Source organism: Siminovitchia thermophila, assembly GCF_016909185.1.
GTDB lineage: Bacteria > Bacillota > Bacilli > Bacillales > Bacillaceae_C > Siminovitchia > Siminovitchia thermophila.
Window position 1 is genome coordinate 44,351 of record NZ_JAFBFH010000023.1, and the last position, 21,562, is coordinate 65,912.

Consider the following 21,562-nt stretch of genomic DNA (forward strand, 5'->3'; position numbering starts at 1 on the left):
CATGATATGATCAAATCAAATCAAGTAAAATATTAGGATTGGGGCATTGTCATATGGATCAAGAAATTAACGTTCAATTTCTCGAAATGCTGCATGGACAAACAACTGATGGAATCGTAAAGGAACTCGCCGATATTAAGTATGCTCTTGATCAATCTTCAATCGTGGCAATAACGGATAAAAGAGGCACAATCATATATGTTAACGACCTGCTTTGTAAAATTTCCAAATATGAACGAGAGGAGTTGATGGGGCAGGATCACCGGATTCTCAATTCAGGTTTTCACCCAAAGGAATTTTTTAAAAGCATGTGGAGAACGATCGGTTCTGGACAGGTTTGGCACGGGGAAATTAAAAACAAGGCCAAGGATGGCACGTATTATTGGGTTGATACGACGATTGTTCCCTTTTTGAACGATCAAGGAAAGCCGCACCGTTATATTGCCATTCGCAATGATATTACGCTTCGAAAGCAGATGGAAGAAAGTATTCGGAAAAGTGAAGAAAGATACCGTTTAATCACTGAAAACTCGCTTGATCTAATTGCCACGATTGATCCAGAAGGCAATTTTTTATATGTATCGCCGTCTCACCAAACGGTAGTTGGAATGGACAGGTCACAACAAAAAAGCGGCAAATTATATGACTGGATTCATCCGGAAGATCGGGATCTTGTTAAAAATGAGGTGCGAAAGCTTGTTGATAAACAGAAATCTTCCTCCATTATGGAATTTCGTTTACAAGCGGCGAACGGTAAAGTTATTTTTGCCGAGACAAAAATAAGTGCGATCACGAATGAGGGCGGTCTAATCAAGAAGCTGTTATTCGCAACGCGAGATATGACCGATCGAAAAAACTGGGAACAAAAGATTTACCATCTGGCCTATCATGATACGCTAACGGATTTGCCAAACCGCAGGCTCTTTATGAACAATTTGGATAAGGCTATTTCCAGTCTGAACAAACAGGAAAAACTCGCTATTTTATTTATTGATTTGGATCGGTTTAAATATATAAATGATTCGTTTGGACATGATATGGGCGACTATATTTTGATTGAGGCCGCCCAGCGTATCAAACAAGCCCTTAGATCAATGGATTTGGTCGCGCGCCTGGGCGGGGATGAATTTACCGTCATACTTCCTCAAATCGAGGATGTAGAAATGGTAAAAGAGATCGCGGAAAAGATTCAACAAAAGTTCAAGGAACCTATTCAAATACCTGGGGAACAATTGTACCTTTCGTGCAGCATCGGCATCGCTCTATATCCGGAAAATGGGCGGAATGCGGATGATTTGCTAAAGAGGGCAGATACCGCCTTGTACACTGTCAAGGAGCGGGGAAGAAGCGGTTTTGCCTTATTTAAACATGAAATGGAAGAGAAGTCGCTTGAGCGAATTATGCTGGAAAATGAATTGACGAAAGCTGTGAAAGAGGAGCAATTTCATCTCGATTATCAGCCGAAACTTGACTTTTCCAACAATGAATTAATTGGAATGGAAGCTCTCGTCCGTTGGAACCATCCCGAGCTTGGGATGATCCCGCCGAACAAGTTTATTCCAATTGCCGAAGAGACCGGTTTAATTATTCCGATTGGCGAGTGGGTGATTCGGGAAGCGTGTAAGCAAAACAAAAGTTGGCAAAACCTGGGCTATCCTCCGTTAACCATTTCGGTGAATATATCTGTCCGTCAGCTGGAGCAAACAAATTTGCTTGGCACTATTCAGCAAATTTTAGCTGAAACGGAACTTGATCCCCAATGGCTGGAAATAGAAGTAACTGAATCCATTCTTTCAGACTTGGAAAATGCGGCGGACATCTTGCAAAAAATCCGAGATTTCGGAGTTCAAATTTCGATAGATGATTTTGGAACGGGATATAATTCCTTTAGCTATATTAAACATCTTCCCATTGATACGGTAAAAATCGATTCTACGTTTGTCCGGGATATTCAAAACAGTGAGGAAAGCCAAGCTATCATTGAAGCCATTTTAGTGCTGGCGAGAACACTGGGCATCAACGTCGTGGCGGAAGGGGTAGAGAGCAAAAGTCAGCTTCACTTTCTCGAAAAAGAAGGCTGCAATCAAGGACAGGGTTATTTGTTCAGCAAGCCGGTGGCGAGCGATGTGTTTGAACAATATTTACAGGAAAGGAAATTGTTGTTATCAAACGTTTAAAGGTATACAAAAGGGAAGGCGGTGGCCCGCTTTCCTTTTTTGATTGTACCCGGGCGCTTCATTTTATAAGTGCGCTTGGTCAAGCTTTTGATCGCTTATACAAGTGTTGAAACATTTTGTTGATATGTGGAAGTACATTTGATTGAGCACACATTTTTCCAGGTCTGAATAAGCAGCCTCGTTGTATCAAATTTCGTTTCTTGTAGTGGGGGATGTCCAGAAAGGTTGTATTTTTTCAATTGAAGAGAAGGGCATCCAAAGCCGAGAAATCGCCTAATTGGACGCCTTTTGACTTCCATCGGGCCTGACAACTTTTTTTGGGTTATTCCTTCAGATGTATGAGAATCCTACAAGTGAAAAAACCGGGTGAAGAGAACCGTTTTTATAGCCATTTTTTAGATAGTCCCATTTTTTGTTAGAAGAAGCGCCCCGATATTATGTCCGCCCTATTTATTACTTATATCATAAAAATACGTGCGGCAAACTTGTTCAGCGGCCATTTCTAATAACGGTCGCGCCTGTCGCAGCGCACTTTCCAAGTCCATCGGCCGATTAATAATGCTAAAAATTCCGATGATTCCATATTGGTAAAGCGTCTCTATGCCTTTGCCTATAGTGCCGGCAAGAATAATGGTTGGAACATGATGCTCTTTTGCTGTTTGGGCGACTCCCATCGGCGTTTTTCCGTATGCTGTTTGAAAATCGACCTGTCCTTCCCCCGTGATCACAAGGTCGGCTCCTTTCAGGTGTTCTCCCAGTTTAGAATAATGAAGAACGACATCCACTCCTCTTTTCATGATAGATGGAAAAAAAGCTTGAAAAGCGCCTCCGATTCCTCCGGCAGCACCAGCACCCGGCATATGATGCAGCCTGACACCTGTAGCCTGTTCTACGACATCCGCCCAGCGGGTCAAGTTTTGGTCGAGTATTTGCACCATTTCATCTGACGCTCCTTTTTGCGGGCCAAACACATGGGAGGCGCCGTTCTTTCCTATAAGTGGATTTTCAACATCAGAGGCAATTAAAAAGCGGCTTTCAGATATGCGTTTGTCAAAGCGGTCCATTTGAATGCCGTGAATTTTGCCTAAAGCTCCTCCTCCCCAGCCGATTTCCTTTCCGGACTTGTCCAATAATTGCATACCGAGTGCTTGAAGCATTCCGGCTCCGCCATCGTTTGTGGCGGAACCGCCGATCGCCAATACGAACTTCCTGTATCCTTCATCCAGTGCCCTTTTAATTAATTCGCCAGTGCCAAACGTTGTTGCAGCCAAGGGATTTCGTTCGGAAGAATGGATTACATTCAGGCCGGATGCGCAAGCCATTTCAATGATGCATGTTTCTTTGTCACCCAGCACACCGAAAAAAGCCTCGACGGGTTTTCCTAAAGGGCCCGTAGCCGTAACGGGGACTTTATGGCCGTTGGTGGCTGACACAAGGGTTTCCATCGTGCCTTCTCCGCCATCGGCGACCGGAATTCGCTTGGTTTCTGCTCGGGGAAATACATTCTTTATCCCTTTTTCAATGGACAGCGCTGCCTCTATGGCTGTAACGCTGCCTTTATATGAGTCGGGGGCGATTACGATCTTGATTTTTCATCACTCCATTATGGAAAGGGTCATTTGCTTGTGTTTGCTATTATACTACCTTTGATGGAAGGAATCATAAAATTCGCATATTTTTTCTGGATCATGATTGGAAGGTGTACTAATCCCGGTTCTTGTCCCATATATTTTGATGAGGAAAGGATGGCGGAAGGGGAGGTTCCATGAGGAAGAAGGCGAAGATTATCTTGCTTTCCATTGCGGCTGGTTTGTTGTTTTTAATTATTCAATACGAGTTCTTTCCGAAAGATTCGTTTGACTCGTGGAGTCTTCCGTTGACGGGGAAAATCATTTATTTGGATCCGGGCCATGGCGGGCCGGACGGGGGCGCGGAAAGATCTGACGCTGTTGAAAAAGAGATCGCCCTAGATGTGGCGTTTAAGCTAAGGGATTATTTGCAGGAGCAGGGGGCACTCGTATTAATGACGAGAGAGGAAGATACCGATCTTGCCGATCCGGACATCCGAGGCTTGAGCAAAAGGAAAACAGCTGATTTAAAGAAGAGATTGAAGTTGATCAATGAATCGGATGCAGACTTGTTCATCAGCATTCATTTAAATTCAATTCCGTCCCCTCGTTGGAGGGGGGCGCAAACTTTTTATTCCCCCCACCTTGTTGATAATAAACGGGCGGCCACATTTATCCAAGATGAACTAATTACGAGTTTGGAAAATACAGATCGGCACGCCAAAATCATTCAAAATGTCTATTTAATCAAGCATGCCAACAAACCGGGAGCGTTGGTGGAGATCGGTTTCTTATCAAACCCGACGGAACGGGAATTGCTGAAACAAGGAGATTATCAGGAAAAAATGGCTGTCGCTATTTATAGGGGGATCATGCGGTATTTTACAAATGAAAAAACGCTGGAAGACTAATGTGTAAAAGGAGCGAGTCTGGGACACAACTAAATCAGCTGATGAAAAAACGAACAATAAAGTGAAACTTCATTCAGTAGGCATTTTCTTTCACCTCCTACTGAATGTTAGTTGAACCAATCGGGCATTTAGGTGCCGTTATCTCCCACTTAGCCCTTTTATATTCACTCAAGGTTTTGAAGTGGGAGTCTTACGGCATCTTACATGCGGGATAAATGGTCCTAGTATATAATACGCAAGCATTTAGCGTAGTCAACATATGTAGACTCCTGCGGGAATAGCTCGAGCTGAAGATCCCGCAGGAAAGCGGCCTTTGCTTTCCGAGGAAGCTGAAGAGACCTGCGGAAAGCGAAATATTTTGACATAGCGATGATAGGGATTTTTTTAACACAATAAACCGAACAATTATAAATGAATTGTTCGGTTTTTGCTATTTCGTATTTGCTTATGTGCCAGACTCGTTTTATTTGTTGGCGGGCGTCTTTTCTAAGAGAAAAGGACAGATGTGTTATACTAAAACAAGAATGCAAAACGAAAAAGGACGGTGACGAACTTTGATTACTGAACAAATAGCAGTAGATATACTGAATAAGTTGGAAGATCCGCTTTTACATAAGACGCTTGAAGAAACAAATGGGATTGTGGAGGTCAAAGTAAAGGAAGAAAAGGCGCATATTAGTGTGAAAATCGCTTTGGCCAAAACAGGAACACCGGAGCAACTTCAGCTTCAAACAAAAATTGTTGATGTATTGAAAGAAGCAGGTGCTGCAACGGTCGGCATTCGATTTACTGAGCTGCCACAAGAAGAGCTCGAGAAACACCGGGCTTCGGGAAACATGCCCGGGGAAGAGCCCGGTGGATTGCTTTCTCCCAACAGTAAAACAACTTTTATTGCGATTGCGAGTGGAAAGGGCGGGGTAGGAAAATCTACCGTTTCCGTGAATCTTGCGGTTGCTCTGGCCAGACTAGGGAAAAAAGTCGGTCTCGTTGATGCAGACATATATGGGTTCAGCGTTCCGGACATGATGGGTATTGAAGAGCGTCCGGTTGTTCGGGGCAAGAAAATTATTCCGGTTGAGCGCTTTGGAGTGAAGGTCATATCGATGGCGTTCTTTGTTGAAGATAATGCTCCTGTCATTTGGCGCGGGCCGATGCTCGGAAAAATGTTAAACAATTTCTTTACGGAAGTGGAGTGGGGAGACCTCGATTATTTGCTGTTGGACTTGCCGCCAGGAACAGGCGATGTGGCGCTCGATGTCCATACCATGTTGCCTAGCTGTAAAGAAATCATTGTGACAACGCCGCACCCAACGGCTGCGTTTGTTGCAGCTCGTGCCGGGGCAATGGCTTTACGTACGAAGCATGAAATCATTGGTGTCATCGAAAACATGTCCTATTTTGAAAGCAGACTGACTGGTGAAAAAGAATACGTCTTTGGCCGTGGCGGCGGAGAAAAATTGGCGGAGGAACTCCAAACAGAAGTCCTCGGAAAACTGCCTTTGCAGCAGCCCGACTGGAACGAAGATGATTTTGCCCCATCTGTTTATGATGAAACCCACAAGGTAGGTAAAATCTACCGGGAAATCGCGGAGAAAATCAATCAGCAGCTAAGGAAATAATGACAGGAATGTCCACTTCCAGTTCAACATGATTGCAATCAAACAGGCCAACATAAGTTGAAAACGAACCTATAGAAGTGTGAAAATGAAACCGCGTGAAATCAAGGCTTTTACAATTGATTTCATGCGGTTTATTTATTTTTATAGCATTTGTTCCCAGCCTGTTTTTCTATTGGCTATCCCCGCCGCCCTGTTCTTTATCTTTTTTATTGCCGCCTTTCTTCTCTTCTGCCGCTTTCATCATAATTTCCTGCATTTTGGCCTGATAGAGCGGGCTTTCAATTGTTTCTGTTACAACTTCTCGGAGATGTTCGCGGAATTCCTGGCTTTTAAAGCCCTCAGCCAACTCTTTTTGCGTTGCTGGATCTTTCATGATGTCGATCATCATCTTTTGATATTCCGGATCTTTCATTAATGATTTCAGCAGTTCTTCGTGTTGCTTTTGCATTCCTTTGGCCATCGCTTCCGCAAACTTGGGATCTTGAAGTGATTTTTTCCAAAAGTCTTCCGCTTTTTTGGAGGCGAGGGACTGCTCGATCGTTTCGGTGACGACGGCTTGGTCCATAACGAACTGCTGTTGTACTTGTTCATCTGTCATAATATCTTTAATCGCTTTTTTTCCATCATCAGTTTTGAGTATATCAACGACCATTTTTTTAGTTTGGTCATAATCCAATTGTCCTGTCTCCATTTCATTTCCGCCACATGCAGAAATGAAAAGGATAATGCACACCAGGAGCAACAAGACTCCCTTTCTCATGAGGAACGCTCCTTTCTTAATATGTTCCCGATAGTTTTAATATGGGATTTTGTGAAGAATTTATGCATATTCCACCGGGCAATGGCATTTTGTATAAAACATTGTTAAAATCGGTGTAATAAAGATTTTTGTTGGAGGAACACGATAGTGACGATCCGAAATTGGTTACGATTTTTCTTTACAACGCTTTTTTTAGGTGGTATCATTACCGGCATTTTAGGCTTTGTCATTCGCTGGAATGAATTTCAGCCATATTTTACAAAATTTGATATCGGTGCCATTTTATCCACTTTTATATGGCTGGTTGGTGTTGGCTTTATATTTAGTGTTGTCAGTCAGGTTGGTTTTTTCGCCTACTTATTTATTCATCAATTTGGCCTGGGCATTTTTCGGTCGCTTTCATTATGGAACGCGGTCCAAATTTTCTTGATCATTGTTGTCTTGTTTGATCTTGTATATTTGCGCTTTTCATCATTTGCAAGCGAAGGGGAGAGCTTGCTTCCATATATTGGATTAGCCATTTTTATTTTGGCTGCAGGGCTTGTCACCGCTTATTTCAAAGCAAAAACAACCGCAAAAACGACATTTGTTTCCGCTTTATTTTTTATGATCGTCATCACGATCATGGAATGGTTGCCTGTTTTAAGGACAAACGAAGAAAATTGGCTATATTTAATGATTTTTACGCTCATTCCTTGTAATGCCTACCAATTGTTGATCCTGCCCAAGTATAACCGATTATCCGAAAAAGAAATTGCCAGCCGTGCTGCCAAAAGGCAAAAAGCACAGCCAGCCCCTTCGGGAAAGAAAAAAGCGAACCGGACGTGATGGTTCGCTTTTTCTCGGTTATCGATGGGGAGCGCTGATTATGCCCCAAGGATTAGGCCATTATGGAATAATGGTTGTTTTTACCTTTCCGTTAGCGATTAGATGGGAAATCGTGACCATTTCGCCTTTTTCGCGAATAATGGAAATGACTTCAGGGAGCGCTTTCGCTGTTTGGGTAGCGGAATCAGACGCATGCATTAAAACAATGTCTCCTTTTCTCGCCTTCTGTACTTCCTTCACGATTGCTTGAACACCCGGGTTTTTCCAGTCTTGGGAATTTAGACTCCAATGAACGATGGTAAGACCTAATTCATCTGCGATTTGCAACGATCGCTTGTCAAAGTGGCCTGTCGGAGACCGGAGCAATTTGACTTCTTTTACATCGAGTTTGTTCAACACCTCTATGGAGCGATCCATATCCCTGCGTATTTTTTCTTCTTCGATCTCGGTGTAATCCTCATACGCGTAACCCAAACTTCCGATTTCATAGCCCAGGTTCTTTATTTTTTCAACAAGATCCGGATGCCTTTCCGCCCATGAACCTGACAGGAAAAAGGTGGCGGATTCGACCTTTTCTTTTTCCAATATTTCCAGAATGGGCTCCGCCTGGACATCGCCCCAGCCAATGTTAAAAGTTAAAGCAATTCCTTTGTCGCCTTTGTAAATGGCTTTGGGACCATCTTTTCCCGACAAAACCGGTACGTGCACGGATGCTTGCGAGAAGTAAAAGAGGGCTGTAAAAAAAGAAATAATGATAATAAAAAAGCCTTGCTTCACCCGTTTGCCGCTCAGCGTGATAAAAAAGTTCATCTCATCATCCTCTTTCATTCATCCTTGTACAATCTATGCTTGAATGAAAGGGGCATATGCCTGAAAGCGGCAAGAAAAATAAGTATGATCAAAATGTTTTTGGATATAGCTATAAATACAAAAATATAGACGGGGTGTCATCATGCACGGTATGTTAATCAATGATATGGAAAAAGAGGAAATCATTTATCTTTTAAAGAGAGAAATGGATGAAATCTTATTCGATCTTAAAAATGTTCACCTTGAACCAATTGTGAAACGGGCGATGGAAGAGCGGTATCGTACGTTGTTCACCCTTTTTAAGCGTGTTGCGGATCATCGGGAATGTATAAAATATATACTTCCAAGAGCAAACGTAAGGCGGGAGCGGTAAATTTTAAAAAAACGTTGACAAGCCCGGGAAGGCTTGCTAAAGTATAAATCGTTCGCCTGGCGGTTGTTTAATAAAAACCGCTTGAATAATTTTTAAAAATGGTTATAATAATAATTGTCTATTCGTATACAATCCGCAGTAGCTCAGTGGTAGAGCTATCGGCTGTTAACCGATCGGTCGTAGGTTCGAATCCTACCTGCGGAGCCACGCTTCCATAGCTCAGTAGGTAGAGTGCTTCCATGGTAAGGAAGAGGTCGCCGGTTCAAGCCCGGCTGGAAGCTTCGTTTACAATAGCGGATATAATGCGATTCCCGGGTATTCCGGGAGTCGCTTTTTTTCTTTCCTCAACCCCAATTTGCCGACATTTTGACTGCGAAACGTTGTTTCATGATGATTTTCATTGTTCTTTATTGGTTCGACAGTGCGTCATCCAATTTTTTCGTCGCATTTTGAGAGCATGTCCATATACATTCATAGTTGTTTTTATATCCCAGTGGCCGAGGCGCTCGGAAATATTTTGGCATGCACTCCCTCATTGATCAGAAGGGACAAGGTTATACCAATAATGATCCGACCATCTCTCTTGATATCAACGGAGAAAATGGGGAGATTGCTTTGATGACTAAATCTCGATGATAAGGAACTGCTCGGAATCAGTTATAGTGCTTCATATAAGTCCTCTCTGGAGGAATCTGAAAGGCTCTTTAAGGAGTTGAGGAAAAAGCCAAAGAGCTTGAAAAGTAGATCCTGCAGCTGGTTAAAATCAAACATCCACCATGAGGACATTGATTTGGACTGTAAAAAAACATATATGCACAAGGAAAGGCCTGTGTAATGCTATCAAGCAGTATACAGGCTTTGTCATATTTAAATTGGCAAAAGTAAAATAAAACAGTTGTTCGTCTATAGTTACAAGTTAAAAAATGAAACTAAGTGACAGGAATGCACGTATTTTATAGAGGAGGATGACATTTTTTCTCCAGAAAAGGTGAGATAATTGACAAAGAAAACGGTATTTTTATCGCCAGTCCAGTTTTGGTCAGTGACGCAAACACCCGGCTAAGCGTAGAGATGGAAGGGGCAGGCCGACTGATATCCAGGCCACATTGATAACGGAAACGTTTATCTTTGTCCAATCGATGATACAGACCGGTAAAAGTACTGATGCCTTCCAGCGGGGCAGCCATAAGGGCCCTTAATATCCCTTTCTTGGAATGCCCTTCAGCCCCTTGGGGTATGAACTTTTTAAGTGTTTCGCATAAGGTTGCAAGTCAAGAACACCAAAAAAGATGGGCAATTTATCTTTTGACTCTGATATTTGCAATTCCTCAAAAGAAAATAGACTTTCTTGTAGAATATACAATGTGACTTCCTCCTAACGGATTTTGTGGTTTGGTCACTTCAAAATTCTACAAATTAGGGGTGAAGTTCTTTTTTAATACCTTTCAAAACCTTATGGTTCTTGATGTAAAAAATGTGCAAAATGCTCATGATAAGTAATAGCAAAAATGAAAGCCAGAATACTACAAGGAGGATTATGATTGAGGTCAGATTTCAAATATGTACAAAAAATTACCAGACAGTCTAAAGGTTTTCTTTATGGAATTATATTTTTTATTTCTTTGATGACATTAGCATGTGGGATCATGGCCTTCTGGATTTTTTTCTTTACTTCCGAGCCATTAATCGGTCTGATTCCTTTTGTTAGTGGACTTATTACATATATCGTATTGCATTATTCATTTAAACTAGTGAAATCACAGCCGTTGCAGACAGATTTACGAGAAATAAAGGATGGGGCGGTTCACCATGTATGGAAGAATGATGAAACAGGGGAGATGGAAGAAACGTGGGTTCCCTTTAAAGAGATTACAGCAATTTATATTGCAAGACATTCTCAGGCGGTTGGGACAGACTCAAATAGATGGTATATTATTTATCCAAAATTGATCGTCGAATGGGAAGAGGACGGGAGTAAACAATATATCTCTTTTATTGAGGAAAAATCAGATGCCTTTTATGAGTTATATGAGCAATTTCCGGTTGACCAGATTCCAGTGTATACAGCGAATATTGATTTGAAAATGTGGCCGGATCATCTATTGTCAAACGTGTTTGAAGTAGAGAAAGTCAGAAAAGTAGAAAATAAGCGTCCGCTGAAGTTGCCCTTTAAAGCAAGGACGTCGTCATTATGGTCTCCTCCGTTACCGAATGTTAAGGAGAACGAGGAAATAAAACAGGCAGATTTGCGGAAATTTAATGTAATAGGCGTTATTACGTTTACAATCGGATTGATCATTACTTTCTTTTCTCTATTATCTGTCTTTCCACAATGGGCTATTGAGGATGGAGTATTTAGAAGCGATACGTCCATTTTATTCACTCTGATATATGTTTTTCCTTTATTGATTTTTTTTCATGTAAGAAAGAAGTGGAATGTCCACTGGCTCTTTGTTCAAATGGCGGCAGTTGCCTCTATCTATTCGCTAAGCGGTTGGATCGTTACTCGAATAAATCAAGTGTCAAATGAATTTACCGATGCTCTTATTATGGAAGTTTTTATGGCTTGCTTAATGGTGTTCGTATCTTATCTTTTTGGAAAACTTCTTGTTTTGATCGTTGTCATACATGAGAAAATTAACCATAAAAGAAAATGAAAGTACGGTATTGACAAGGTACAGACAAAGGGTAAAAATCCCGCCGAAGGCATTGGCAGTTTAGTAAAAAAGGGCTTAAATAAGCGCTTTCATAAAATATCTATATTTTGTAAGGAATGTCTATATAATAGATTTAGGGAAGGGCACTACAGTGTATGAAGTGCTCCCTGTCAAGTAGACAGTGGAAATAATAAAAATGCTTTATGCGGCTTGTGGCCTAAATTCTGACAGGTAACGAGCGTTAAGAGGCTTGGACATAACTAAAAAGGCCGACTCAAAAGGCGAATGATTATAAAATATTATATCTATTAAACAACAAAATCCGAACAAGTTTCGATTTCTAACTTAAAGAAATTTGAATCATAGTTCGGATTTTTCATTACCTAAAATGCTTTTGTCCCAGCCTTGTATATTAATGAATAGAGGTTCGCTACCTCTGGCGCTTTTCCACAGTGTAATTATTTATACTGGAAGCAGCTGTGGATTAGTGACCCAAACTACAGTACTTTTTAGTAACTGGTGTTTAGAGAGTCTAACCACATCTCTTTGTTTATCTGTTGATCAGTCAGATAACGCTAGACGTTTGATTTCACACAAGGATACAGGGCAAAGGGTGCGTGGCTTGAGAACACAGCGTAATAATAAAGAAGGAAGGTATTTTAATATAGTCATAGAGGCTTGATACGCTTTTTGTAGTTGAATAATCAGGGAATTTTTCCATCCATCCAAACCGTTGGAATATCAATGTTTATGGCATATAGTCCTGATTGGAATGGGACTAGATAATAGAAATGGTCAGGAAGAGGCCGCCAGTGCAAGCCCGGCTGGAAGTTGTTATGAAGGGGAATATAAAGCAATTCCTGAGGAGGTCGGCCGTTGCTTTTTGTTGGTGTCTTCTGCCGGTAAAATTTGAAAAAAGAGAGATGTCTGTCAGCTAATGACGCCTGCGCTTTATGTGACATCTCTCTCCAATAACCATTTTGCTTTCTCTATTTCCCGGATATCATCCAGCCGCTTAAGTTCGCTTTCAATGTACTGCGGTCCATTTAGAAAAAGCCATACCAGCGCAAGATTGGATGCCTTATAATAAGTGGATTCATCTATTTGAACTATGCAACTAAAGTATAAGTTGCCTTCGCGATTAATAGAATCCAACTTCATTTTAACTGCTTGAGCCGCAAGGTTTTCTTTGATAATCTCCTCAGTTGATGTAAATAGGTCGGGTAACGACCCGGCTTTTCATAAATCAGGCTCAGCTTTATGCCTCGTTTCAATAAAATCTTCTATCCATCCACGCAGAAGTGCGGAAGGGTTGATGTATTCTTCCCGACATATGGCATAGAACTTGTCTTTTAGGTCTTTTGGAATCCGAATGCTCATTTGTTCGTTTTTCATTTTCATTACTTCCTTTCATTATTATACATGTCTATATTTTACTAACTCTGCCTATACATTTTCTGAACAAGCAAAACGATCATGATTTTTATGCCTATTTGCCATATGTAAAGCTTGTCTCATTCCATCTCATTTCATGTATTTAAGCCAAGAATGATGAGTTAAACCGGCCATCATACACATACTTTTGTTAAAATCATAATAGCCGGATTGTCCTATCAGCCGAGTGTTCAGAAATGATGGAGGGGACAAATGAATTACGATAGAGGAATGATGGAGCTGGAAACGATCGGCCGTTTTTTACAAAAACTCGGGAGAGCGCGTACGACCTGCAGCTTGCGGCTTTCAAAAGGGAGTTGATACGTATTATTCCCAACATGATCAAAGGGTCTTTAGGTTTGCTGAAGGTTTGGAAATGTTTCGGAACTTATCGGTTATGGTTCGAAGGAAAATGGCTGTTTTGGTTCCATTTTGCTTTCCCTGTCGAAGGAACATGGTTGCTTCACTCCATTCTTCCCTCTTGGATACAAAAGCAAAGCGGCTCTAGACGTGACAAAGCCTGCTCTTCATTTACCGAAGAACAGGCTTTTTTTCGTCTTGTGAAACTAGAAGGAGTTTTGTGTATGACCCTTGACCAGTCTACGGCAAGGGCTTGCATATGGAATCGCTTTTTAATAAAATCCAAATCCTCCAACGAAGGCTGCACCTACGATTACTAAAAGGATAAACAAGACGACAATCAAGGCAAAACCTCCACCATATCCGACTCCACTCATATGAAAGCACCTCCTTGGTGTTCTAATGCTTTATTCTATGTTTCACAGCTTTCTAGGTGCAAAGGGGCGAGTGTTTATAACAAAAATGTGCTAATTCATCATTTTTACAGTAGAAGAGTTCATTTCAGTCACGCTTCGTCCAGCCATAACTGAAGCCAATGGAGGATATGGGATGCCACCTGAAAAAATCATTTTGACATGCAAAACAGCTTGGACTGGGTACTGTCCATTTGAGCCAGGTAATCATTCGCTGCAGCCGTATTGCAGGAAAAAGGGGTATTTACAAAGAATACTATGATGTTGTGAACAAGTTTTTTCATATAAAAGATAAAAAAATGCATTTATATGTTGACATGTGGATAGGGTATCGACTATACTCTTTATTGGGTCGTCAAGGACGGTCCATTTCATTTGGTTTTATATAAGGCGGCCCCTTGGTCAAGCGGTTAAGACACCGCCCTTTCACGGCGGTAACACGGGTTCGAATCCCGTAGGGGTCACCATTTTTATTTTTGGAAAAATTGGGACAAACCAAGCGCATTGGTGTAAAAGAAAGAAGCGCCCAAAGGAAGACAATGTTCCTATAATAACGCATAACATTCTTATGCCCCGTTTTTTCGAAAATACGCCACTAGATCGCAATTTAAAAAGGAGGATTAGCTCAGCTGGGAGAGCACCTGCCTTACAAGCAGGGGGTCGGCGGTTCGATCCCGTCATCCTCCACCATTCATTAAATGGCTTGCCGGCCTAGCTCAATTGGTAGAGCAACTGACTTGTAATCAGTAGGTTGGGGGTTCAAGTCCTCTGGCCGGCACCATTTTTTATTTGTCCATTTTTAGGGTGGGGTAGCGAAGTGGCTAAACGCGGCGGACTGTAAATCCGCTCCCTCAGGGTTCGGCGGTTCGAATCCGTCCCCCACCACCATTTTACATTTCTGTATAGAACGTTTTACAAAAGGGTAATATACATAATGTCTTTTTGAATCAAACTCTATCGGCTCGGGCTTTGCTGCGAGCGGAAGTACCCGCTGCATTTGTAAAACGATTCAAACAAACATTGTTTCAGTGGGCTATAGCCAAGCGGTAAGGCAACGGACTTTGACTCCGTGATTCGCTGGTTCGAATCCAGCTAGCCCAGCCAAACAATCGAGCCATTAGCTCAGCCGGTAGAGCATCTGACTTTTAATCAGAGGGTCGCAGGTTCGATTCCTGCATGGCTCACTCTCTTTTTTTATTTTGGCGGGGCCTTAGCTCAGCTGGGAGAGCGCCTGCTTTGCACGCAGGAGGTCAGCGGTTCGATCCCGCTAGGCTCCATAATTGAATTGTGTTCAACCCGGAAGGCTGGTTATCCGCTTTTCGGGTTTTTATATGCTTATAAATGGGTGGCGGCTTCTCCATGAAGGATACCTGGCATTCTGAGTTCGGTAAAATTGTATATATATGCAAGGTTTTGTCCAGTTGAGTCATGACCACCTCAATTGGTACAATGATTCCAGTTTGATATAAGGGGGAGAACTGGGTGAATCAGAACATATCCATTATTGGAGTCCCGATGGATCTCGGTCAAACCCGCCGTGGGGTTGATATGGGACCAAGCGCGATTCGATATGCAGATGTCATTGAACGTCTGGAGCGCCTGCATATCCATGTCGAGGATTTGGGAGACATTCAAATAGAACGTGTTGTAGAAGAACCCACTGGAAAGTTGCGAAACTTGCGCGCGGTTACCTTTGCAGCAACGCGCCTTTTTCAAGTGGTTGACTCTGTAGTGGGGCATGGGCGCTTCCCGCTTGTTCTTGGTGGGGATCACAGCATCGCGATCGGAACGCTGGCGGGGGTTTCCAAGCACTATGAGAATTTGGGGGTCATTTGGTTTGATGCACACGGAGATTTAAATCCGGTAGAGCAATCCCCGACGGGAAACATTCATGGCATGCCGCTCGCCGCTAGCCTTGGCATTGGGCATGAGAACTTGACAAACGTAGGAAATTACAGTCCAAAGATTAAGCCGCAAAATGTTGTCATTATCGGAGCCAGGGATTTGGACCCCGGTGAAAGGGAACTGATAAAAGAACATTCCATCAAGGTATACACGATGCATGAGATTGACCGGCTTGGCATGGCGAGAGTGATGGAAGAAACGATTCATTATCTGAAAGGGCGGACGGATGGTGTTCATCTTTCGCTCGATTTAGACGCGCTGGACCCGCACGATGCGCCGGGTGTAGGCACACCCGTACTGGGGGGAGTTACATACAGGGAGAGCCATTTGGCAATGGAAATGCTCGCTGAGGCTAACATCATTACGTCAGCTGAATTTGTTGAGGTAAACCCCATCTTGGATGAAAAAAATAAAACAGCCAAAGTGGCTGTTGCCTTAATAGGATCATTATTTGGTGAAAAATTGCTTTAAACATGCTGGCGGCAAGTTCTGTCAGATATTGCTGCCCGCTTGTTTTTTAAAAGGAACTCATATTCATTTAATAGCTTGTCCAGCTGACTGCTTAATTGTATGACGCCCTCGTCAACGAAAGAGCGGGCCAAGCCGAGCTGAATCATTTCTATGCGCTTTTCTTCAATTTTTTTGATCATATTTTTCACTTCGATACTCATCGCAATCCCTCACTATTATGTCTTATCTATCTTTATCCGAATTTGCCTTGAATAAACCTTTTTACCCATGAATGTTTGATAAAATAGAATAGGGACGAAAAAATGAAACCTTTTGATAATATATCCGTATAAAAGAATACCGCGCTGGCGGGAGGTTGTTGAATGGATAAGTTGGTGAATCAAAGAATTAAGCAAGTGATAAAGGGCGACCAGGAAGCCTTCGGAGAGATTGTGGAAATATATAAAGACAAAATATTTTCCCTATGCTTCAGAATGCTTGGAAATCGGCATGAAGCCGAAGATATCGCCCAGGAGGCTTTTATTCGGGCCTACACGAATATTGAGAGCTTTCAGCAAAACCGTAAGTTTTCAACATGGTTGTACCGAATCGCCACAAATCTTTGCATAGATAGAATCAGAAAGAAAAAACCAGACTATTTTCTTGATGCGGAAATTGCAGGAACGGAAGGCCTGACCTTGTATTCTCAATTGCCATCCTCGGGCAAAACGCCTGACGCGGCGGTCGAAACGTTGGAAATTCAAGAAATTGTGCAAAGGGAAATCATGCGATTGCCTGATAAGTACAGGTCGGTTATTGTTTTACGGTATATTGATGATCTTTCATTAAATGAAATCGCAGAAGTACTTGAATTACCACTTGGTACTGTAAAAACAAGAATCCACCGCGGGCGGGAAGCGCTTCGCAAACAGTTGCACAATATGTAGGAAAGGTGAGAAGTAAATTGAATGCTTGTCCAGAGGAAATCATTCTCTATATGCACCAGTATTTGGATGGAGACTTGAGTAGAGAAGATGAGCAAACCCTAAAGGTACATTTACAGACGTGTCCGGCCTGCCAAACATACTTCCAAGAGTTAGTACAGACAGAAGCCATCGTTAAAAGTGCTTCACTGATTGTTGCACCAAATAACTTTACGAATCAAGTAATGGCTCGCCTTCCGAGAGAAAAAAGCAGAATAGGGATTCAGCGCTGGTTCAGAAACCACCCCATGCTGATTGCTGTTTCTTTATTCCTTGTATTAATGGCGGGAAGTATGGTAAATATGTGGAATGACGACCAAAGATTCTCTTATACAAAACAACCCAACTTGATCGTTGAAAACGATACAGTAATCGTTCCACAAGGGGAAGTCGTCACAGGCGATGTCACTGTCAAAAATGGAAATATCAAAATAGAAGGTAAAGTGGATGGAAATGTTACAGTGATTAATGGCGAGAAATATTTGGCTTCGGCTGGTGCTGTTACAGGAGATGTTAAAGAAATAGATAAAATGTTTGAATGGATATGGTATAAGATGAAAGAAAGTGGCAAACTAGTCGTTGATTTTATTGGAAAAGAATAAGGTGCTGCTGCAAGGCTGCTGCAGCAGCTTCTTTTTCTTTTAAATACCCCAGCATCCAACGTACCAGCATCTTTCGGATTATGTTATAATATAAAGGTTCTATATATGTTTAAATCATGTGCACGATGCGTGCTGTTGAATAAATAGATGGAGGAAAGAATATGCCGTTTGAAGACCTTTCGATCATGGACTATTTGTCCCGCATAGTAGATATTCTCCTCGTTTGGTACGTTATTTATAAGCTGATTATGGTCATACGCGGCACAAAAGCGGTTCAGCTTTTAAAAGGAATCTTTGTTATTATCATTGTCCGTTTTCTTAGTGAATTTTTCAATTTACATACATTGGGCTGGATGATGGAGCAAGCCATTACATGGGGTTTTCTCGCAATTATTATCATTTTTCAACCCGAACTCAGACGCGCGCTTGAACAGTTGGGCAGGGGGAGAATTTTTGCAAGAGGTGGAATACAGGAGGAAGAGGAACAAAAACGTAAAGTCGCGGCGATTAGGGAAGCAGTCAGTTATATGGCCAAGAGAAGAATCGGCGCTCTCATTTCCATTGAGAGAGAGACGGGCTTGGGCGATTACATTGAAACCGGTATCCCGTTGAATTCCACGCTCACTTCCCAATTGTTGATAAACATCTTTATTCCAAACACACCGCTTCATGACGGGGCGGTCGTTATACAGAAGAATCATATTACCGCCGCGGCATGTTACTTGCCGCTTTCAGAAAGTCCGTTCATTTCCAAGGACCTGGGAACACGGCATCGAGCGGCAGTTGGAATCAGTGAGGTGACGGATGCTTTCACCATCGTTGTGTCAGAGGAGACGGGAAACATATCCGTCACGCAACACGGCGAGCTATACCATGATTTATCATCGGATGAATTCGAGCAACTATTGGAAAAAGAACTCGTAACCGGCACTAAAGTAAAATACACTTCCTCCTCACTATGGAAAAGAAAGGGGAAGAAAGAACGTGGATAAATTCATGGATAACCCCTGGTTCGTAAGAATTATTGCGATGAGCCTTGCCCTGCTTCTGTTTTTTTCAGTCAATCATGATATGAATAAAAATAACAATCAGTCCAAGCCAAACGGAATGGAAAATAATGAGGTTGAAACGATTGTAGATGTGCCTGTGGAAGTTTATTATGACTCTGAAAATTTGGTTGTAAACGGTATTCCGAATACAGTTGATGTGACCATTGAAGGGCAGAGAAGGTTTGTCGAAGCAGCCAAGCGGCAGAGGGATTTTACCGTTTTTGTCGATTTATCCAATGTCAGTATTGGTGACCGCCGTGTACCGATTTTATATAAAGATTTCTCAGATAAGCTGAAAGTGAAAATAGAACCAGCTTATGCTGAAGTTTCCATCCAGGAGAAAGTGACTGAAGAATTTACAGTAGAGGCGGAATTTAACAATAATACACTTGCAGAAGGCTTTGAAGCGGACTCTCCGGTCGTTGACCCGAAAACGGTCCAAATTACAGGAGGGAAAGAAACGATTGAAAAAATATCGTATGTCAAAGCTTCCATCGATGCAGGGGGCCTTATTACGCACTCGCTCAAGCAGGATACGAAAGTAACCGTTCTTGACCGCCATTTGAACAAATTGGATGTTTTTGTTGATCCGGAATTCGTAACGGTCACTGTGCCTGTCAACAATCCAAGGAAAACAGTGCCTTTAAAAATCAAGCAAACAGGAACACCTTTGAATAGTACGATTATCAAACGGATCGAAACCGACATTAACGAGGTCATCGTATACGGAAGAACCAAGGTTTTGGAACAACTAAAAGAATTAGAGTTGGAAGTAGATGTCAGCAAGATTGACAAAACAACAGAATTGGAACTCCCGCTTACACATCCGGCAGGCGTTAACAAGACGACTCCGGAAAAAGTAAAAGTAAAGATCGTTGCGGAGAAGAACAGTGAGGAGACAAGCCTAAATATCCCGATTGAAAGCAAAGGATTGGCAGAAGGACTTGATATGGAGATTTTAGCACCCGCCGAAGGGGCAGTGTCCATCAAGTTGGAAGGCAACAGTGAGGAACTGAAGAAAGCCGTCGAAAAAGATTTTGAGGTGTTCATGAATATGGAAGGCTTAAAAGCGGGTGAGCATGAGCTGGATTTACAGGTGAGCGGACCTCAAGATGTGAAATGGCAGTTATCTACTGAAAAAGCAAAAGTCCGACTGAAGGAAAGAGAAAATGCTTAAGCAAACATCGGATAAAGAAGGAGCGAAGAAATCATATGGGTAAATATTTTGGTACGGATGGAGTAAGAGGTGTGGCGAATACGGAGCTAACTCCTGAGCTTGCGTTTAAGTTGGGCCGTTTCGGCGGTTATGTCTTGTCAAATAATGTCGAACAGCCAAAAGTGTTAATTGGACGCGATACTCGTATATCCGGGCACATGCTGGAAGGGGCTCTTGTAGCGGGGCTTTTGTCGATTGGCGCGGAAGTCATGAGACTTGGTGTTATTTCAACTCCGGGGGTCGCTTATTTGACAAAAGCATTGGGAGCCCATGCAGGTGTCATGATTTCAGCTTCCCACAATCCTGTTCCGGATAATGGAATCAAATTTTTCGGATCGGATGGTTTCAAGCTTTCCGATGAGCAGGAGGCAAAAATTGAGGAGCTTCTTGATTTGCAAGAGGATCATCTGCCGCGTCCGACTGGGGCAGATCTTGGTTATGTGAATGATTATTTTGAGGGCGGACAAAAATATTTACAATTTCTCAAGCAAACAGTGGATGAGGACTTTTCCGGAATTCATGTGGCGCTTGATTGCGCGCATGGAGCAACATCTTCCTTGGCAACCCATTTATTTGCCGACCTTGAAGCGGATACGTCCACAATGGGTTCATCTCCAAATGGGCTAAATATTAACGAAGGGGTGGGATCGACCCATCCGGAGACATTGGCATCCTTTGTGAAGGAAAAAGGTGCTGATATCGGTCTTGCTTTTGACGGGGATGGTGACCGCCTTATTGCAATTGATGAAAACGGCCATATCATAGACGGTGACCAAATTATGTACATATGTGCCAAACATCTGAAAAGTGAAGGGCGTTTAAAGCAAAATACCGTCGTATCCACCGTCATGAGTAACCTCGGTTTTTACAAAGCCTTGGAAGCCGAAGGAATCAAAAGCATTCAAACCGCAGTGGGTGACCGGTACGTCGTGGAAGAAATGAAAAAGAACGACTATAGCCTGGGCGGGGAACAGTCGGGCCATATTGTTTTCCTCGATTACAATACAACGGGGGATGGGCTTTTAACCGGGCTTCAGCTTGTAAATATTATGAAGCTCGAAGGCAAATCGTTGTCCGAACTCGCTAAAGACATGAAAAAATATCCGCAAAAATTGGTGAATGTCAAGGTGACAGATAAGCACCATGTGACGGATAATGAAAAAGTGAAGGAAGTCATCAAAGAAGTGGAAGGTGACATGAACGGCAACGGACGGATTCTTGTCCGCCCGTCCGGGACGGAGCCACTTGTCAGGGTAATGGTCGAAGCGGCTACAGAAGAGGACTGCGAGCGCTATGTCAACCGCATTGCCCAAGTAGTAAAAGAAGAAATGGGATTGGATCAATCACAATAAGGAAGGGGAGCCATTTGTTTGGCTCCCTTTTTTATTATATAGTACCTTGCAAAGAACAGTACTATATGATATCTTTCACTTAGTTGGTATTTTTT

18 protein-coding genes, 9 tRNA genes and 1 pseudogene are annotated in these 21,562 nt (G+C 42.4%); 21 read left to right on the forward strand and 7 right to left on the reverse strand.

What is annotated here, in order from left to right:
* Nucleotides 1–53 precede the first annotated feature (53 nt).
* The gene (locus JOC94_RS15145; RefSeq protein WP_077113884.1) at nucleotides 54–2,177 is read left to right on the forward strand and encodes a bifunctional diguanylate cyclase/phosphodiesterase; all 2,124 of its coding nucleotides are present in this window, start codon (nucleotides 54–56) and stop codon (nucleotides 2,175–2,177) included.
* Between the two features lie 446 nt (nucleotides 2,178–2,623).
* On the opposite strand, the gene JOC94_RS15150 is transcribed toward JOC94_RS15145, so the two are convergent.
* Nucleotides 2,624–3,766, reverse strand: coding sequence for a glycerate kinase (locus JOC94_RS15150; RefSeq protein WP_077113883.1), 1,143 nt, complete (start codon nucleotides 3,764–3,766; stop codon nucleotides 2,624–2,626).
* A gap of 176 nt (nucleotides 3,767–3,942) precedes the next feature.
* Here JOC94_RS15150 and cwlD point away from each other — a divergent pair, with 176 nt between their 5' ends.
* Together cwlD and JOC94_RS15160 are read left to right on the forward strand one after the other, a co-directional pair.
* The gene (gene cwlD / locus JOC94_RS15155; protein ID WP_077113882.1) at nucleotides 3,943–4,656 is read left to right on the forward strand and encodes an N-acetylmuramoyl-L-alanine amidase CwlD; all 714 of its coding nucleotides are present in this window, start codon (nucleotides 3,943–3,945) and stop codon (nucleotides 4,654–4,656) included.
* Between the two features lie 554 nt (nucleotides 4,657–5,210).
* Nucleotides 5,211–6,275 carry an Mrp/NBP35 family ATP-binding protein gene (locus tag JOC94_RS15160; protein ID WP_077113881.1) on the forward strand — a complete coding sequence of 355 codons (1,065 nt, stop codon included), beginning with the start codon at nucleotides 5,211–5,213 and terminating at the stop codon, nucleotides 6,273–6,275.
* Nucleotides 6,276–6,444: 169 nt separating this feature from the next.
* Here JOC94_RS15160 and gerD read toward each other — a convergent pair whose 3' ends face one another.
* The gene (gene gerD, locus JOC94_RS15165; RefSeq protein ID WP_077113880.1) at nucleotides 6,445–7,035 is read right to left on the reverse strand and encodes a spore germination lipoprotein GerD; all 591 of its coding nucleotides are present in this window, start codon (nucleotides 7,033–7,035) and stop codon (nucleotides 6,445–6,447) included.
* A 147-nt stretch (nucleotides 7,036–7,182) separates the two neighbouring features.
* Between gerD and JOC94_RS15170 the strand changes: the two genes are divergently transcribed.
* Nucleotides 7,183–7,863 carry a KinB-signaling pathway activation protein gene (locus tag JOC94_RS15170; RefSeq protein WP_077113879.1) on the forward strand — a complete coding sequence of 227 codons (681 nt, stop codon included), beginning with the start codon at nucleotides 7,183–7,185 and terminating at the stop codon, nucleotides 7,861–7,863.
* Nucleotides 7,864–7,923: 60 nt separating this feature from the next.
* Here JOC94_RS15170 and JOC94_RS15175 read toward each other — a convergent pair whose 3' ends face one another.
* Nucleotides 7,924–8,673: a polysaccharide deacetylase family protein gene (locus JOC94_RS15175; protein WP_077113878.1), complete on the reverse strand. Its 750-nt coding sequence runs from the start codon at nucleotides 8,671–8,673 to the stop codon at nucleotides 7,924–7,926.
* 142 nt (nucleotides 8,674–8,815) lie between these two features.
* On the opposite strand from JOC94_RS15175, the gene JOC94_RS15180 reads away from it, so the two are divergent.
* From JOC94_RS15180 to JOC94_RS15190, 3 genes are all read left to right on the forward strand, one after another.
* Nucleotides 8,816–9,046: a hypothetical protein gene (locus JOC94_RS15180; protein WP_077113877.1), complete on the forward strand. Its 231-nt coding sequence runs from the start codon at nucleotides 8,816–8,818 to the stop codon at nucleotides 9,044–9,046.
* Between the two features lie 132 nt (nucleotides 9,047–9,178).
* Nucleotides 9,179–9,253: transfer RNA gene (locus tag JOC94_RS15185), tRNA-Asn, on the forward strand.
* A 1-nt stretch (nucleotide 9,254) separates the two neighbouring features.
* Nucleotides 9,255–9,327 (forward strand) — tRNA-Thr (locus JOC94_RS15190).
* A gap of 732 nt (nucleotides 9,328–10,059) precedes the next feature.
* On the opposite strand, the pseudogene JOC94_RS23655 reads toward JOC94_RS15190, so the two are convergent.
* A pseudogene (locus tag JOC94_RS23655) lies at nucleotides 10,060–10,409 on the reverse strand (transposase); the annotation flags it as partial.
* Between the two features lie 178 nt (nucleotides 10,410–10,587).
* Here JOC94_RS23655 and JOC94_RS15200 point away from each other — a divergent pair.
* A complete protein-coding gene (locus tag JOC94_RS15200) occupies nucleotides 10,588–11,703 on the forward strand; it encodes a hypothetical protein (RefSeq protein ID WP_077113876.1) in 1,116 nt (371 codons plus the stop codon).
* Between the two features lie 1,239 nt (nucleotides 11,704–12,942).
* On the opposite strand, the gene JOC94_RS15205 is transcribed toward JOC94_RS15200, so the two are convergent.
* Together JOC94_RS15205 and JOC94_RS15210 are read right to left on the reverse strand one after the other, a co-directional pair.
* A complete protein-coding gene (locus tag JOC94_RS15205; RefSeq protein WP_171974033.1) occupies nucleotides 12,943–13,098 on the reverse strand; it encodes a hypothetical protein in 156 nt (51 codons plus the stop codon).
* 671 nt (nucleotides 13,099–13,769) lie between these two features.
* Complete coding sequence (locus JOC94_RS15210; protein WP_077113873.1) at nucleotides 13,770–13,874, reverse strand: YjcZ family sporulation protein; 105 nt, start codon at nucleotides 13,872–13,874, stop codon at nucleotides 13,770–13,772.
* Between the two features lie 428 nt (nucleotides 13,875–14,302).
* Between JOC94_RS15210 and JOC94_RS15215 the strand changes: the two genes are divergently transcribed.
* The 8 genes from JOC94_RS15215 (at nucleotide 14,303) to rocF (ending at nucleotide 16,286) form a co-directional block, all read left to right on the forward strand.
* Nucleotides 14,303–14,377, forward strand: a tRNA-Glu gene (locus tag JOC94_RS15215).
* A gap of 147 nt (nucleotides 14,378–14,524) precedes the next feature.
* A tRNA-Val gene (locus JOC94_RS15220) sits at nucleotides 14,525–14,600 on the forward strand.
* A gap of 15 nt (nucleotides 14,601–14,615) precedes the next feature.
* Nucleotides 14,616–14,691 (forward strand) — tRNA-Thr (locus JOC94_RS15225).
* A gap of 22 nt (nucleotides 14,692–14,713) precedes the next feature.
* Nucleotides 14,714–14,798, forward strand: a tRNA-Tyr gene (locus tag JOC94_RS15230).
* 141 nt (nucleotides 14,799–14,939) lie between these two features.
* A tRNA-Gln gene (locus JOC94_RS15235) sits at nucleotides 14,940–15,014 on the forward strand.
* 7 nt (nucleotides 15,015–15,021) lie between these two features.
* Nucleotides 15,022–15,094, forward strand: a tRNA-Lys gene (locus tag JOC94_RS15240).
* Between the two features lie 20 nt (nucleotides 15,095–15,114).
* Nucleotides 15,115–15,187: transfer RNA gene (locus JOC94_RS15245), tRNA-Ala, on the forward strand.
* A 205-nt stretch (nucleotides 15,188–15,392) separates the two neighbouring features.
* On the forward strand, nucleotides 15,393–16,286 hold the full coding sequence (gene rocF / locus JOC94_RS15250) for an arginase (RefSeq protein WP_077113872.1): 894 nt from the start codon (nucleotides 15,393–15,395) through the stop codon (nucleotides 16,284–16,286).
* On the opposite strand, the gene JOC94_RS15255 is transcribed toward rocF, so the two are convergent.
* Nucleotides 16,283–16,486: an aspartyl-phosphate phosphatase Spo0E family protein gene (locus tag JOC94_RS15255; protein WP_077113871.1), complete on the reverse strand. Its 204-nt coding sequence runs from the start codon at nucleotides 16,484–16,486 to the stop codon at nucleotides 16,283–16,285. The genes rocF and JOC94_RS15255 overlap by 4 nt on opposite strands.
* Nucleotides 16,487–16,648: 162 nt before the next feature.
* Between JOC94_RS15255 and sigW the strand changes: the two genes are divergently transcribed.
* The 5 genes from sigW (at nucleotide 16,649) to glmM (ending at nucleotide 21,467) form a co-directional block, all read left to right on the forward strand.
* Entirely contained in the window at nucleotides 16,649–17,212 is a 564-nt protein-coding gene (sigW, locus tag JOC94_RS15260; protein ID WP_077113870.1) for an RNA polymerase sigma factor SigW, read from the forward strand.
* A gap of 17 nt (nucleotides 17,213–17,229) precedes the next feature.
* Nucleotides 17,230–17,850 carry an anti-sigma factor family protein gene (locus tag JOC94_RS15265; protein ID WP_077113869.1) on the forward strand — a complete coding sequence of 207 codons (621 nt, stop codon included), beginning with the start codon at nucleotides 17,230–17,232 and terminating at the stop codon, nucleotides 17,848–17,850.
* Nucleotides 17,851–18,011: 161 nt separating this feature from the next.
* Nucleotides 18,012–18,842: a diadenylate cyclase CdaA gene (gene cdaA, locus JOC94_RS15270; protein ID WP_077113868.1), complete on the forward strand. Its 831-nt coding sequence runs from the start codon at nucleotides 18,012–18,014 to the stop codon at nucleotides 18,840–18,842.
* Entirely contained in the window at nucleotides 18,835–20,076 is a 1,242-nt protein-coding gene (locus tag JOC94_RS15275; RefSeq protein WP_083717725.1) for a CdaR family protein, read from the forward strand. The genes cdaA and JOC94_RS15275 overlap by 8 nt, the downstream gene beginning before the upstream one ends.
* Before the next feature lie 35 nt (nucleotides 20,077–20,111).
* The gene (gene glmM, locus JOC94_RS15280; protein WP_077113867.1) at nucleotides 20,112–21,467 is read left to right on the forward strand and encodes a phosphoglucosamine mutase; all 1,356 of its coding nucleotides are present in this window, start codon (nucleotides 20,112–20,114) and stop codon (nucleotides 21,465–21,467) included.
* Nucleotides 21,468–21,562: the final 95 nt, after the last annotated feature.

Bases quoted from the DNA above. Each gene is read 5' to 3' on its own strand.
- JOC94_RS15145 (WP_077113884.1), top strand. From the start codon at position 54: ATGGATCAAGAAATTAACGTTCAATTTCTCGAAATGCTGCATGGACAA.
- cwlD (WP_077113882.1), top strand. From the start codon at position 3,943: ATGAGGAAGAAGGCGAAGATTATCTTGCTTTCCATTGCGGCTGGTTTG.
- gerD (WP_077113880.1), bottom strand. From the start codon at position 7,035: ATGAGAAAGGGAGTCTTGTTGCTCCTGGTGTGCATTATCCTTTTCATT.
- JOC94_RS15175 (WP_077113878.1), bottom strand. From the start codon at position 8,673: ATGAACTTTTTTATCACGCTGAGCGGCAAACGGGTGAAGCAAGGCTTT.
- JOC94_RS15180 (WP_077113877.1), top strand. From the start codon at position 8,816: ATGCACGGTATGTTAATCAATGATATGGAAAAAGAGGAAATCATTTAT.
- JOC94_RS15205 (WP_171974033.1), bottom strand. From the start codon at position 13,098: ATGAAAAACGAACAAATGAGCATTCGGATTCCAAAAGACCTAAAAGAC.
- JOC94_RS15210 (WP_077113873.1), bottom strand. From the start codon at position 13,874: ATGAGTGGAGTCGGATATGGTGGAGGTTTTGCCTTGATTGTCGTCTTG.
- JOC94_RS15255 (WP_077113871.1), bottom strand. From the start codon at position 16,486: ATGAGTATCGAAGTGAAAAATATGATCAAAAAAATTGAAGAAAAGCGC.
- sigW (WP_077113870.1), top strand. From the start codon at position 16,649: ATGGATAAGTTGGTGAATCAAAGAATTAAGCAAGTGATAAAGGGCGAC.
- cdaA (WP_077113868.1), top strand. From the start codon at position 18,012: ATGCCGTTTGAAGACCTTTCGATCATGGACTATTTGTCCCGCATAGTA.
- glmM (WP_077113867.1), top strand. From the start codon at position 20,112: ATGGGTAAATATTTTGGTACGGATGGAGTAAGAGGTGTGGCGAATACG.